A 12,769-nucleotide genomic window follows, 5' to 3' on the forward strand; every position below is an offset into this window, starting at 1 on the left:
CGGAGTACCCGAGCCCCTCTCGACGGAGACTCGAGATCAGACGACGCGAGCGGTTCCGCTCATCTGGGCACGGAGACCGCCGACGATCTGCACGACGATCGGCGTCTGAGTGCCGAGGAGGGCATCCCACTCGGCAACCGCCTTGTCGACGGTGGCGCCGATGTCGACGGGCGAGACGCCGCGGCGGGTCTGCACGGTGACGCGAAGCACACTCTGCTTCTTGACCTCGAATGCAGTGACGTCGACCGAGATGATTCCGGGATCGCGGGTCAGGCTCTCTTCGAGAACCTGCTCGGCCACCTTGGCGTCGACGCTCAGGCTGCCGCCGGTCGTCTTGTCGCGACCCTCGCCGCTGTCGACGGTGAGGAGCGTGTTCGTGCGGCCATGCCCCTGACGAAAGATGAACCAGAGGAGCAGCACGATCAGCACGAGGGCTGCGGCCGCCACGACCCAGAGGATCCAGGGCTGGCCACCCGAGAGGGCATCGGACGTCGGCCCCGTGGCGTCGTCGGCACCCTGCGACACCGGCTTCTGCACGTCGGGCAGGAGGGCACCGACGGCGACTGCGCCGCCGGCGAGGAGGAGGACGAGCCCGATCACGAAGACGAGGGCGCGGTTGAGGAAGCGATTCGTGTTGGTCATCAGCTCAGGGTTCCTTTCTCAGAGACGCGAACCCGAGAGCGGAGGCTCGGGCTGTAGTCGTACGACTTCAGCTCGTCGTTCACGGCCTCCTCGATGCTGCGGACGTCCGCCGCACGGCCCGACGTCGGTGTGACGTCGACGTCGACGGTGCGCTTGCCGACGGTGACCTTCACCTGGTCGGGATCGATGTCTCCGGCGTAGGCGCCGGTCTGGGCCACGCTCTGCGCGATGACCCGATCGTCGACCACCGATGCAGTGCGCTCGGAGACCGAACCTCGACGCCCTTTTCGCCCGGGGGCGAGCGAGACGACGATGAGAACGAGCCCGATCACGGCGACGACGGCGCCTCCGGCGGTGAGGAGGCCGACCGGGCCACTCACGGCGCCGAGCGCAGCGACCACGGCGTCTTTCGGCGAGACGAGGAGTGCCGGCTGGCCCAGAGCGGCCAACACGGATTCCACGCCGAACCAGGCGAACACCACGATCAGAAGGACGGCCAGTGCGATGGCGATGCCCGATCGGGAGGAATGGGTCTCACGGCGAACAACTCGCCGGTAGATCGCCGGGCTGGTCATGAGACCCTCTTTCGTTCTCGGAGTTCGACACCCGTGATTCGGAGGTCGACCCGCCCGACGGAGGAGCCGGTGAGCTCCAGGCATCGGTTGCGGATGGTGGTCTGGGCCGCGGTCAGACGCTCGAGCAGTGTTCCGTTCGAGCGACGCCCGACGACGCCGAGGGGGCTGATGTGGATGGGTGTCTTGGCGATCACGGTGAGCGAGCCGTTGTCGTCGGTGAGTTCCACCGAGACGTCGGACGCACTGACGCTGAGGGCGTCCGCGGTGACGGCCGACACGACCCGACGCACAGCGCGCGACGTGATCTTCGTACGACCGTGGAGGCCGGAGGTGGCCGGCACAGCGTCGGCCATCACCGCCGCGGTCACGAGGACCGCCGCCCGCGGAGCGTGTCGGAAAGAGACTTCACGTCGAGCTTGCCCTCGACGACCCGTCCGACACCCCAGCCGATCACGATGGCGACAGCCACCAGGATCATCGCCCAGAAGCCGAACGCGACTGCTGCCAGTGCCAGGACGGCACCGATCAGCATTCCTTTGGTGGTCGGGGTCACTTGACGCGGCTCTCGGTCTCGTCGTTGTTGTCGTCGTCGTCGGACGGGATGTAGACGTCGGAGACGGTCACGTTGACCTCGGTGACCTCCATGCCGACGACCGTCGAGATGGCCTCGGTCACACTGGCGCGGACGCTGTCGGCGAGCTTCTGAAGCTCGACGGGGTACTCGGCGACGACGATGATGTCGGCGGCAACCTGCTTCTCGCCGACCTCGACCTTGATGCCCTGGCCGCGGTCCTGCTGGTTGATGGCGCTGCGGATGGCGCCGATGGCACGGGCTGCTCCGTTGCCGAGGTCGTGCACGCCGGGAACCTCGCGGGCAGCGATGCCGGCGACCTTCTCGACGACGCCCTCGGCGATGGTGTTCTTACCGGTGGCGGCGTGGGCTCCGGCCGAGTTCTTGGCGACGGTCGAGCTGGAAGTGGGGGTGACGTTCGTCATTTTTCTCTCCATTAGCTGGTGGTGGTGCTCCCCGGGGTCCCGGTGAGCGAGGCCCGAAGTGATCAGGCACATCATTCAGACGCATGCACCCGGACTCGCGTCATGCTCGTCCAGGAGATCATCAGATTTTGTTCAGTTGGTGGCGCTTTCCGGCTAGCGATCGGGGCTCGATGTACCCCTAACGCCGGAGCGTTTCGTTCGGTTTTTCCCCGAAGCGTTGCTGGTACGCGGTGGCGAATCGACCGAGGTTTCCGAACCCCCACGCCCGTGCCAGGTCGTTGACGGTGGCAGTCTTCGGGGTGTGCTCAAGAAGGTCTCGCCGCACACGGTCGAGCCGGATCCTGCGCAGGTATTCGGTCGGTGACAGTTCGAGGTGCCGCTGGAAGGCGTTCTGCAACGACCGGGTATGGAGGCCCACATTCGCCGCGGCATCCGCGGGCGTAATGGGCAGATGGGCGTTGTTGTGCAGGAACTCCACGGCGGCCCGGACCCGCGTGAGGCGAGGCACGAGGAAGGCTTCGGGCACGTGCTGCGTGTGCCACGGGAAGACGTCGAGCAGAGTGCGAGCCAGCTGCAGATTCGTCTCCATCCGCACCAGGCGCGTGGCTGCGGCGTCGGTCAACACGGGGGTGGCCGCGGTGACGGCTCGTCGCCACGTGGCGACGGCATCGTCGGGCAGGGGCGTGCCGTATCGGAAGACGAGCGGCTGAACGTCTCCACCGTGGCGCTCCGAGGCGACGCCGTCGAGGAAGGGGCCGGATATCTGCACGACGTTCTGCCGACTGGGCTGGGCCTCGAAGACGAAGGAGACCGTCGTCGGCAGGAGCACGGGTTGCCCCTCCGTCAGCGCGAACGAGGTGTCGCCCACGGTGAGGGCGGCCGCGCCCTCGCGGAGCCAGGTGACGACGTAGTCGTCGAGCTTCGACACCTCGCTGATCATCGTGCCGGTGACGCTCGCCATGCGGAGGGTGATGTGGGCATCGCCCGACGAGGCGAATCGAAACTGGAACGGGCGCGACGAGGGCACACTGCGAACCCGAGCACCGCCGTAGAAGCGCTCCATCAGACGAGCGGCCTCCTCACGACTCCGACCGGACATCTCCCGCTGGACAAACGGCGCGCCCGCCTCGGTGAAAACCGGATCGGGGTCGCCACCGACGGTCGCGGGGTTCGTCGTGCCTGGCAGACGTGCTGCGGGATCCTCGATGCGCTGCGAAACGACGTCGTCATCGGCATCGGGCGCCGAGGGCAGGATGGTGCTCACTTCTCTCCTTCTGTCGATCGCATCGCGATCGGACTCGGACGGAGACCACGAGGGTTCCGCCACTATGGAGACGTGTGCCGACGCGTGGATGTCACGAATTTGCATGGAAGTATTTCGTAGAGAGACGTTTCGAGGATGGCTCGTTTTCGCGCCCCACTACGCGGGTAGAACGATCGGGTCACCCCTCGCTAGCTCCGGGCACCGTCGCGAATGGGCCACTGACTGGCGGGCCGAGTGAACGAAGTGGTATTCAGGAGAAGCAGACCGTAGCCACACGCACAAGACCGAGCAGGGGAGGGCGTCATCGACGATCACGCCCAGCTCTCCACCGCCACCGATGCCACGCTCGCAGCACGAGCGACCGACGGCGACGTCCAGTCGTTCGAGGTGCTTGCCCGGCGTCATGGGCCGCTGATGCGCGTGTACTCCGCAAAGCTCCTTGGCTCCGACATCGAATCCGACGATGTGGTCCAGGAGGCGTTCCTCACCGGTTGGAGACAGATCTCCGAGCTCGACAGCCCGGCGCACATCCGCAACTGGCTGATGCGCATCGTCACGCGCAAAGCCATCGACCGCATTCGAGTCAGGCGCGAGCACGACGACATCGACGATTGGGATCCCCCCGCGCCCGCGACGACCAATCCCGAGCGGATCGTCGAGACTCGCCTGCAACTCGACGCGGTGTCGGAGGCACTCGACCGGTTGCCAGCCGACCAGCGACGGTGTTGGCTGTTACGTGAGACCGCCGGCTACAGCTACCAGGAGATCGCTGACGCTCTCGAACTCCCGATTCCTACCGTCCGCGGCCTCCTGGCCCGGGCACGCCGATACGTGCTCCACGAAATGGAGGCATGGCGATGACACCCGACGACCGTGCCGCTCCCGACGACGGTGCCGTTCCTGCCACCCCAGCCAACCCCGACGACCTGCCCGTCTCCGCCGCCGACGACCTCGACGGCTACACGATGGAAGAGCTCGGCGACTATCTCGACCGAGGCCGGACCCCGTACGACCCCGGAATCGAGAACTCCGCCTCGTGCCGCCTCGCGCTCAGCGGAATGACACGCATGCGCGAGCTTTCGCAGACCGTGCTCGTCCGCGAATCCCGTGCCATGCCGGGTCGTGACGACAACTGGATCTCCGGGCTCCTCGACACGATCAAAGCCGAGATCACGTCGGGTCGGGACATCCCCGTGAGCCACTCGGATCCTGCGCTTCGACTCGCTCTGACCGAGGCGGCCGTGCGCGGAATGATCCGGCGAGCCGGCGACACGATGGGCGGCCTCATCATGGGCCGGTGCACTCTCGACGGCGACGTGACCACCCCTGGCGAGCCGATTCGCGTCGATGTCACCGCGAGCCTCGAGTTCGGCCTCTCGCTCGCCGACACCGCCGCCAAGCTCCGCGAGCGCATCGGCTACGCCCTCGCCCGCCATACCGAACTCGTGGTGAGCACAATCGACGTGACGATCGACGACATCTACACGACCGGAGGGCAACGATCATGAGCGACGACCTCGAGCGCTCCCGCGGAGACGATGCCGCGCTCTCCGGGCACGACGACGCTGCGCTCTCCGTTCACGACGACGCCGCACTCTCGCGCGAGCTCACCGCCGCGATTCGCGCCACCGAGGGAGTCACGGGCGTCTATCCCGCGCAACCGACAGTCGAGGCGGCCGTCGATGCCGTCGCCGTGCGGCTCGCGCTCCGGCAACCCGACGTCCTCGTCGACATCGATCGCGCTGACGGCTTCACGACCGTGAGCGCCCACATCGCCACCAGCGCGGCCGTGCCCGCCACCGAGACCCTGCGAGCGGTCGGTGAGCTCATCCGAAGCACACTGGGCGAGGCGGGTCCCCTCGCCATCAACGTCAAGGTGCGACTGATCGACGACACCGGTCGGCCCGCCTCGAAGTAGACGCTGAGCTGATCGGTTCGACCTACCGCTGGTCGGCAGCGATCAGGGTCGAGATGTCGTCTTGCACCCGGGCAAAGAGTTCGCGTGCCTTGTCGGCCGTGATCACTCCGCGGTCGAGCGCGTCGACGACACCGAAGATGCGAAGCCGCAGCTCGGCGCGGTTCATGAACGAGACTCCGGCCGACGAATCGAGCTGCGCGAGGAGGCTCAGCCGCGTAGAGATGATGGATGCCTCGAGGACTGCACGCGTCATGAGAATCTCTCCGCGGGCTCCGTGCCCACTGGGTTCGGTTGTCGCGAGGGCGGTTGACTCCTCGCAGGATGCCATCGACGTGCAGACAGCAAACGCACTACTGCGGAAGGCCTCCCCGGGGAGCGGTCAGCAGCGTCGTCGATGTCCGAGCCGAACACGGCTGAGATTACGCTCGTGCGCTCGTCTGCGCCAGAGCGTAGAGGATTCGCACAGGCGCAGCGCGAGTATTACGAGTGGGCCATCGACCGGAGGTCAGCAGCGATCAGCGTCTCAGCCGCTCGGCGAGCCTGCCCCGCTGCCGTGCTTTCGCCGCTGATCGCCGCGGTCGTCTGAGCCCCTTCGGCGAGGATCGCCAGCTGGGCCGCGAGCTCGGGCCCGCCCCCGGCGTCGGACACGAGCCGCGCGACGTACTCCTGAAACAACCTCTTGTGCACGCGCGCCGCGTTCGCGACGCCCGGCGACACGGCTCCGAGCTCGCCGAACGCGTTGATGAACCCGCAGCCGCGAAACGAGTCGGTGTCGAACCAGTCGAGTAGGTAGTCGAACACGGCCAGCACGCGGCCCTCGGGCACTTTCTCTCCGTCGACCGCAGCCTCGAGCCCCGCGGTCCATCTCTCGTGTCGGCGCACCAGCACCGCGAGGACGATCGACTCCTTCGACGGAAAAAGGCTGTAGAGACGCTTCAACGACACCTCGGCCGCCTGCCGCAGATCGTCCATTCCGACCGCCTGAATGCTGCGTGCGTAATAGAGCTCGTCGGCCGTGGCGACGATCCGATCGCGAATTTCGTCTTCCGTCATGAGACCAGTCTACTTGCGTGAGAACGATCGTTCCCTTATCGTTTTATCTACCGAGAGAACGATCGTTCTCCAGAGCGAAGGATCCGCCCCATGTCTTCCATCACCACCTCCCCCGAGGCCCTCACCACACCGATCACCGGCCACTACGTGACCACCCCCGCACCGCGCGACGGCGTCGTGGGCTCGTACATCAGCGGCCACGCGTCGCGCTCCTCCGCCGGGACCTACACCGGACGCACTACGCACCTGGACGTCGTCGGCTCGTACGTCGCCGTTGAGAAGGCTCAGCCGCGCTCCGCCTCGGTCTCCGTTCGGTACACCTCGACCGGCTCGATCCGCCTGCCTCGCGCCGCGTAACCGTTCTCGTCTCCTAACCGCGCCGCAGTGTCGGTGGTCTTCGATACCGTTTTGACACCATGAGCGAACCGACACCCTTCCGGCCGACCGGCACGAAGACCGAGGCCCCCGCGATGCGCTGGCAGGGTCAACGGGTCGATGCGGTCGACGGCGGCGCGCTCCCCGGCCTCGCTCAGATCACCGGCCTCGTACGAAGCGTGCAGACCCCCGAGTTCCAGGGCATCACGTTCCACGAGGTGCTCGCCAAATCCGCTCTCAACCACGTGGCGGCGACAGCCCGCGTGATGCCGGGCGAATACACGATCAACCCCTACCGCGGCTGCTCGCACGCCTGTGTCTACTGCTACGCCCGACCCACCCACGAGCACCTCGGCATGGGTCTCGGAGACGACTTCGAGACGCAGATCGTCGTCAAGACCAACATCGCCGAGGTCTTGCGACGGGAGCTGTCGCGCAAACGCGTTCTGCCCGACCGGGTCGCCCTCGGCACCAACACCGACCCGTACCAGCGGGCCGAAGGGCGCTACGCGCTCATGCCCGGCATCATCGATGCCCTGACCGACGCACGAATGCCGTTCTCGATCCTCACCAAGGGCACGCTGATTCGACGCGACATCGGCCGTCTGCGTCGAGCCGCCGATCACGTCGACGTGCAGCTCGGGCTGTCGATCGCCGTGCTCGACGACGACCTCCAGCGTTCTATCGAACCCGGCACCCCGTCAGCGACGGCCCGACTCGAGACTCTCAGGGCGATCCGCGACGCCGGCCTCGACTGCACCGTCTTCGCGGCGCCGCTCTTGCCCGGGCTCACCGACAGCGCCGAGCAGATCGACTCACTCGTGGGCGCCCTGGCCGATGCCGGTGCCACCAACGTGCTGCCGACGCTCCTCTACCTCCAGCCCGGCGTGAAAGAGCTGTACTTCGCCTGGTTGCAGCGCGAGCGGCCCGACCTCGTCGCCGGCTACCGTCGCCTCTACGCCGGCGGCACCCAGGCGAGTGGCGACTACCAGAAGCTCGTCTACCGGCGCCTTCGCGATGCTCTCGTGCGGCACGGGCTGCCGATCCCCAATCGCGACACCCACGAGCTCTTCCAGCTTCGCGGCAAGCGCCCGTCACCCGCGCCCTCCGACGTGCCCGCACCGCCGACCCTGTTTTGACGCCGGTCGCCGGGCTGTGCGGCGGGTGGCTCGGGCTTGCGGTGCTCGCTCGCGGGGCTGGTGCTGGTGCTGGAGCCGGTGCAGGTGGCCGGTGCTGGTGCTGGTGCAGGTGGCCTCGCGAGATGGCCGAACCTCCTGCCACGCGCGCCCCATCCACGTAGATCAGGCCACCTCGCGCGCGCCGCGCCGCGCCGCTCGCCGAGATCGCACTTCCGGTCGCCCCCACCCGACCCCAACTGCGATCTCGACCCACGAGATGGCCCAACTTCCCGCCACGCGCCCCCAAACGACGTAGATCAGGCCACCTCGCGCACGCGGCGCCGCGCCGCACGCCGAGATCGCACTTCCGGTCGCCCCCACCCGACCCCAATTGCGATCTCGACCCACGAGATGGCCCAACCTCCCGCCTCGCGCGCCCTACCGACGTAGACCAGGCCACCTCACGCGCGCGACGCGGCGTCGCACGCCGAGATCGCACTTCGGGTCGCCCCCACCCGACCACAACTGCGATCTCGGCACCGGCCCCCTACCCGCGCGCTGAAGGCGCCGCGGCCGCGGTGCGGGCCGAAGGCCTCGCGCCGCGCCCGCCGAAGGCGCCAGCAAGCACCAGTAGGGTCGCCGCCCCCGAACGCCTCTCGCGCAGCGAGAAGCGTTCGAGGGCGACGAACCTACCCGCGAGCGTCGGTCGTAGCCGGAATCTCTTCTGCCCGGTCGCCGTTCTTGCGCACGGGGCGCACGTCACCGACGATCGGCACGGCCTTCCGGTAGGCGAACCAGGCGTAGCGCGAGATGAAGTGCGCCATAGTGGTGACCCGGTTGCTGTTGCCGAGCAGGCTGTAGATGTGGATGACGATCCAGGTGTACCAGGCGAGCACGCCGGTGAGAGTGATCCCGCCGCGGAGTTGAGCGACGGCGGCGTGGCGGCCGATCGTCGCCATGGTGCCGCGGTCGTGGTACTTGAAGGCCCGGGTCGGCTTGCCGGTGAGCACGCGCGCAATCTGCTCGGCGACGTGCGCGCCTCCCTGCAGGGCCGGCTGCGCCAGCTGGTCGAGCGGCTTGGGCGTGAGCGCGATGTCGCCGACGGCGAAGATGCGGTCGTGGCCTTTGACGCGCAGGTCGGAACCGACGAGGATCCGGCCACCCGCACCCTGCTCGAGCCCCCAGCCGTCGACTTCTCCGTGTGCAGTCACTCCGGTGGCCCAGATCACGAGCTCTGCCGGGATCTCTTCGCCGGACGCGGTGACGACGCCGGTCTTGCGCACTTCGGCGACGCCGGTGTTGAGGCGGAGCTCGACGCCGCGTTTGCGGAGGGCGCCCTCCGAGTAGCGGCGCAGTCGCGGTGCGAACGGCTTGAGGAGTTCGCCGCTCCGGTGCACCAGGGTGATCGTGATGCTCTTGCGGTCGATCTCGGGATAGGCCGTCACGAGCGCCTGGTCGCGGAGCTCGGCGAGGGCACCGGCCATCTCGACGCCGGTCGCTCCGCCGCCGACGATGACGACGCGGACCTCGGAGGTATCTTCGCGGACAGCGGCCTTTTCGAGTTGCGTGAAGAGCTCGTCGCGGATCCTGAGCGCCTGTGATCGCGAGTACATCGATTTCGCGTACTCCTTGGCGCCGGGGGTGCCGAAGTAGTTGGTGTTGACGCCGTTCGCCAGAACGAGTGCGTCGTACGAGATCTTCTCGCCGTCGGCAAGTTCGATGACCTGCGCCTCGGCATCGATGGTTTTGAGCAGCCCGTGCTGGAAGTTCGCGTTCGGCTGGGTGCTGCGAAGGCTGCGGAGGAAGTAGGTGACGTCTCCGGCGTTGAGCCCGCCGGTCGCCACCTGGTACATGAGCGGCTGGAACATGTTGTAGATGTGGCGGTCGATCAGGGTCACCCGCACCGGCGCATCTTTGAGGGCCTTCAGCGTCGCGATGCCCGCGAAGCCACCTCCGATGATGACGATGTGCGGCAGCTCGGCCATTTTTCCTCTTTCTTGACGAACGAGGAGGCCGGCGAGGGCGCTGGTTCGTCGTCTTCGCTCGAAATCAACTGCAAGGGTATCCCCTGATTCGCTCGCCTTCCGAATTTGAAGGAAAAACCTTCGACGACGCCGCCCGATCCGCCTCACTTTCGGTTTTTCGGCGCAGATCTCCTTCAAATTCGGGGCCGGACTAGCCGCGACGGACGATGCGGGCCTCCCACGGGCGCAGAGTCGTCGCCTCTCCGGGGTCGGCGTAGTTGCCCAGAACCAAGGATCCGCGCCCCCACGAACCCGACCCGAGCACCGGGGCGTCGAACTCCTCCGACGAGAAGTTGCCCACGACGAGGAGCGAGTCGTCGGCGTGGGTGCGCGTGAACGCGAAGAGCGTCGGATGGTCGGGCTCGAGGAGCGTGTACGAGCCGAGAGCGACGACCTCGGACGAGTGCCGCAACGCGATGAGCCGACGGTAGTGCTCAAAGATCGAGCGATCGGACTGGCGATCGGCGTGCACGTTGATGAGAGCGGCGTTCGGGTTCACCGCCAGCCAGGGTGAGCCCGAAGTGAATCCCGCCTCGGATCCTTCGGTCCACTGCACCGGAGTGCGCGCGTTGTCGCGCGAGCGGAACCGGAGCGACTCGAGAAGCTCTTCGGGGTCGCGGCCCTCCTCGCGCTGCTCGGCGAACCAGTTGAGCGATTCGATGTCGCGGTAGTCGTCGATCGAGGCGAATCCGGCGTTCGTCATGCCGATCTCGTCGCCCTGGTAGACGTAGGGCGTGCCCCGATGCAGGTGCAGGATCGTCGCGAGCAGAGTCGCCGACTCGAAGCGGAACTCGTCGTCGTCGCCGAAGCGGGAGACCGAGCGCGGCTGGTCGTGATTGGCGAGGTAGAGGCTGTTCCAGCCGGTGTCGGCGAGGCCTTCCTGCCATCGGCTGAGCGAGCGCTTCAGGTCGCGGAGATCGAGCGGCACGTTGTCGAACTTCGAGGCCGGGCCGTGATCGAGCCCGACGTGCTCGAACTGGAACACCATGTCGAGCTCGAGCCGATCTGCGCCAGTGAACAGCTTCGCGTCGTCGACCGTCACCCCGGGCATCTCGCCGACCGTGATCAGGTCGGCCTCGCGGCCGGCGAACACGCGCTCGTTCATCTCGTGCAGGTACTCGTGGATCTGCGGGCCCATCGAGAACCCCTCGCTGTCGCTCACGAGGTCGCTCTGAATCTTGGCGATGTGGTTGATGACGTCCATGCGGAAGCCGTCGACACCCCGGTCGAGCCACCAGTTCATCATCGAGTAGATCGCGTCGCGCACCTCCGGGTTCTCCCAGTTGAGGTCGGGCTGCTTGGGCGCGAAGAGGTGGAGGTAGTACTGGTCGTCGACCGATCGGTTGACGGTCGATCGGTTGTCAGTCGATCGGTTGTCGGTCGATCGGTTGTCGGCGGGGTCGTCGGTCGATCGGTTGTCGGCGGGGCCGTCGACTGATCGGTTGTCGGCGTGGTGGTTGATTGATCGGTCGTCGGCGGCTGCGAGCTGCGTCCAGGCCGGGCCGCTGAAGGCGCTGCGCCACAGGTTCGGCTCGGTGCGGCCATCACGGGGGCTCCGGTCGACGCCGTCGCGCCAGACGTACCAGTCGCGCTTCGGGCTCGTGCGAGACGACTTCGACTCCTGGAACCAGGCGTGCTCGTCACTCGTGTGGTTGACGACGAGGTCCATCACGAGTTTGAGGCCGCGTTCGTGCATCTCGGCGAGCAGCAGGTCGAACTCGTCGAGAGTGCCAAATAACGGGTCGATCTCGCGGTAGTCGCTGATGTCGTAGCCGTTGTCGGCCTGCGGCGAGGTGTAGATGGGCGACAGCCAGACGACGTCGACACCCAGGTCGACGAGGTGGTCGAGGTGCTGCCGGATTCCGCCGAGATCGCCGACGCCATCACCATTGGAGTCGGCGAAGCTGCGCGGGTAGATCTGGTAGACGACGGCCTTAGTCCACCAGGCGGGCGCGGGTGCGGGTGCTGCTGCTGCTGGTGTAGCGGGCGACTGGGCTGACTCGTCGGCGAGGCTCATTCGTCAAGCCTAGGCGCGGGCCCCCTGCAAATTTGAAGGAGAAACGCGCTGCCGACCCCCGCCGATCGGCATGAGTCCGTTCGCCCGGGCGCGGATCTCCTTCAAATTCGGGTCAGGCGGCGGCGGCGGGCGCGAACTGGGCAGCGCGGCGCGCAGGGCGCAGGCTGACGCGGAACGACCGCGGCACGTCGGCCCCCGCGGCGATGAGCTCGCGGCCGTCGCGCGGATCGCGGAGCGGCAGCTCACCCGAGAACAGCGGCACGGTGGTGTACCCGGCGGCGGCTTCGCGGGCTGTGACGAGGGGCAGCGCGCGGCGGCTCAGGGGCAGTGCGATCGCACCGGCGAGCAGCAGCACGAGCGGCAGGCCCACGGGCGAGAGGTCGGCTCGGCCACTGGCGGCGACCGCTAGCACGGCCCCGACCAGGCTGAGCACGCCGAGGCCCACGAACGCGACGGCGACCACGGTGACGAGGGACCAGATGTAGGCGGAGGTGCCGCGGACGAGTCCGGTGACGGGGTTCATGCGCAGCTCACTTCTGCCGGGTGACGAGCTGCAGGATCCTGCGCTCCTCTGCCAGATTAGGCACCGCCCGCAACCCGGCGCGCCTCCACGTTGGGGTGGCACCCGCGCGGGGGATGCTCGCGAGGCCGGCATCGACCCGCATGATCGGCACCGATTCGCGAGGCCCGCACCGACCCGCGCGACCGGCACCGACCCGCGCGATCGGCACACACCCCCGCGATCGGCCCAGACCCTCGTCGCCGGCAGTCGAGGTGGCCCTAGGTC

The 12,769-nt window shown here is 67.5% G+C and carries 16 protein-coding genes; 5 read left to right on the top strand and 11 right to left on the bottom strand.

Annotated features, from left to right (window positions below; genetic code table 11):
- Positions 1 to 36 precede the first annotated feature (36 nt).
- The 6 genes from ASF54_RS07040 to ASF54_RS07065 all read right to left on the bottom strand — a co-directional run bounded on the left by ASF54_RS07040 (position 37) and on the right by ASF54_RS07065 (position 3,477).
- A complete protein-coding gene (locus ASF54_RS07040) occupies positions 37 to 642 on the bottom strand; it encodes a hypothetical protein (protein ID WP_055960348.1) in 606 nt (201 codons plus the stop codon).
- The gene (locus ASF54_RS07045; RefSeq protein ID WP_055960351.1) at positions 642 to 1,217 is read right to left on the bottom strand and encodes a DUF6286 domain-containing protein; all 576 of its coding nucleotides are present in this window, start codon (positions 1,215 to 1,217) and stop codon (positions 642 to 644) included. Before ASF54_RS07045 ends, ASF54_RS07040 begins: the two co-directional genes overlap by 1 nt.
- Positions 1,214 to 1,585 (bottom strand): hypothetical protein, encoded by a 372-nt coding sequence (locus ASF54_RS07050; RefSeq protein ID WP_055960354.1) that lies wholly within the window; start codon positions 1,583 to 1,585, stop codon positions 1,214 to 1,216. The genes ASF54_RS07045 and ASF54_RS07050 overlap by 4 nt, the downstream gene beginning before the upstream one ends.
- Positions 1,582 to 1,770: a DUF2273 domain-containing protein gene (locus ASF54_RS07055; RefSeq protein WP_055960357.1), complete on the bottom strand. Its 189-nt coding sequence runs from the start codon at positions 1,768 to 1,770 to the stop codon at positions 1,582 to 1,584. The genes ASF54_RS07050 and ASF54_RS07055 overlap by 4 nt, the downstream gene beginning before the upstream one ends.
- The gene (locus ASF54_RS07060; RefSeq protein WP_055960360.1) at positions 1,767 to 2,213 is read right to left on the bottom strand and encodes an Asp23/Gls24 family envelope stress response protein; all 447 of its coding nucleotides are present in this window, start codon (positions 2,211 to 2,213) and stop codon (positions 1,767 to 1,769) included. The genes ASF54_RS07055 and ASF54_RS07060 overlap by 4 nt, the downstream gene beginning before the upstream one ends.
- Positions 2,214 to 2,391: 178 nt before the next feature.
- Positions 2,392 to 3,477, bottom strand: a complete 1,086-nt coding sequence (locus tag ASF54_RS07065; protein ID WP_055960363.1) for a helix-turn-helix domain-containing protein — start codon at positions 3,475 to 3,477, stop codon at positions 2,392 to 2,394.
- Positions 3,478 to 3,780: 303 nt separating this feature from the next.
- Here ASF54_RS07065 and ASF54_RS07070 point away from each other — a divergent pair, with 303 nt between their 5' ends.
- Genes ASF54_RS07070 through ASF54_RS07080 form a run of 3 tightly spaced genes read left to right on the top strand, consistent with a single transcriptional unit; the run spans position 3,781 to position 5,395 of the window.
- Positions 3,781 to 4,338 (top strand): RNA polymerase sigma factor, encoded by a 558-nt coding sequence (locus ASF54_RS07070; RefSeq protein WP_055960366.1) that lies wholly within the window; start codon positions 3,781 to 3,783, stop codon positions 4,336 to 4,338.
- Positions 4,329 to 4,985 carry an Asp23/Gls24 family envelope stress response protein gene (locus ASF54_RS07075; RefSeq protein WP_055960368.1) on the top strand — a complete coding sequence of 219 codons (657 nt, stop codon included), beginning with the start codon at positions 4,329 to 4,331 and terminating at the stop codon, positions 4,983 to 4,985. Before ASF54_RS07070 ends, ASF54_RS07075 begins: the two co-directional genes overlap by 10 nt.
- Positions 4,982 to 5,395: a hypothetical protein gene (locus ASF54_RS07080; protein ID WP_055960371.1), complete on the top strand. Its 414-nt coding sequence runs from the start codon at positions 4,982 to 4,984 to the stop codon at positions 5,393 to 5,395. The genes ASF54_RS07075 and ASF54_RS07080 overlap by 4 nt, the downstream gene beginning before the upstream one ends.
- Before the next feature lie 22 nt (positions 5,396 to 5,417).
- Here the strand turns inward: ASF54_RS07080 and ASF54_RS07085 are convergent, their stop codons facing one another.
- Positions 5,418 to 5,648, bottom strand: coding sequence for a hypothetical protein (locus tag ASF54_RS07085; RefSeq protein ID WP_055960374.1), 231 nt, complete (start codon positions 5,646 to 5,648; stop codon positions 5,418 to 5,420).
- Between the two features lie 227 nt (positions 5,649 to 5,875).
- The gene (locus tag ASF54_RS07090) at positions 5,876 to 6,448 is read right to left on the bottom strand and encodes a TetR/AcrR family transcriptional regulator (protein WP_055960377.1); all 573 of its coding nucleotides are present in this window, start codon (positions 6,446 to 6,448) and stop codon (positions 5,876 to 5,878) included.
- Positions 6,449 to 6,538: 90 nt separating this feature from the next.
- Here ASF54_RS07090 and ASF54_RS07095 point away from each other — a divergent pair, with 90 nt between their 5' ends.
- Together ASF54_RS07095 and ASF54_RS07100 are read left to right on the top strand one after the other, a co-directional pair.
- Positions 6,539 to 6,805 (top strand): hypothetical protein, encoded by a 267-nt coding sequence (locus ASF54_RS07095; protein ID WP_055960381.1) that lies wholly within the window; start codon positions 6,539 to 6,541, stop codon positions 6,803 to 6,805.
- 113 nt (positions 6,806 to 6,918) lie between these two features.
- Positions 6,919 to 7,962 carry an Rv2578c family radical SAM protein gene (locus ASF54_RS07100; RefSeq protein WP_084816160.1) on the top strand — a complete coding sequence of 348 codons (1,044 nt, stop codon included), beginning with the start codon at positions 6,919 to 6,921 and terminating at the stop codon, positions 7,960 to 7,962.
- A gap of 668 nt (positions 7,963 to 8,630) precedes the next feature.
- Here ASF54_RS07100 and ASF54_RS07105 read toward each other — a convergent pair.
- The 3 genes from ASF54_RS07105 to ASF54_RS07115 form a co-directional block, all read right to left on the bottom strand.
- Positions 8,631 to 9,926: an NAD(P)/FAD-dependent oxidoreductase gene (locus ASF54_RS07105; RefSeq protein ID WP_200919572.1), complete on the bottom strand. Its 1,296-nt coding sequence runs from the start codon at positions 9,924 to 9,926 to the stop codon at positions 8,631 to 8,633.
- Positions 9,927 to 10,116: 190 nt separating this feature from the next.
- Positions 10,117 to 11,982, bottom strand: a complete 1,866-nt coding sequence (locus ASF54_RS07110) for a glycoside hydrolase family 13 protein (RefSeq protein WP_084816009.1) — start codon at positions 11,980 to 11,982, stop codon at positions 10,117 to 10,119.
- Between the two features lie 112 nt (positions 11,983 to 12,094).
- Complete coding sequence (locus tag ASF54_RS07115) at positions 12,095 to 12,505, bottom strand: hypothetical protein (protein ID WP_055960386.1); 411 nt, start codon at positions 12,503 to 12,505, stop codon at positions 12,095 to 12,097.
- Between the last annotated feature and the right edge of the window lie 264 nt (positions 12,506 to 12,769).

Origin of the sequence: Frondihabitans sp. Leaf304, assembly GCF_001423105.1 — a bacterium.
GTDB lineage: Bacteria > Actinomycetota > Actinomycetes > Actinomycetales > Microbacteriaceae > Frondihabitans.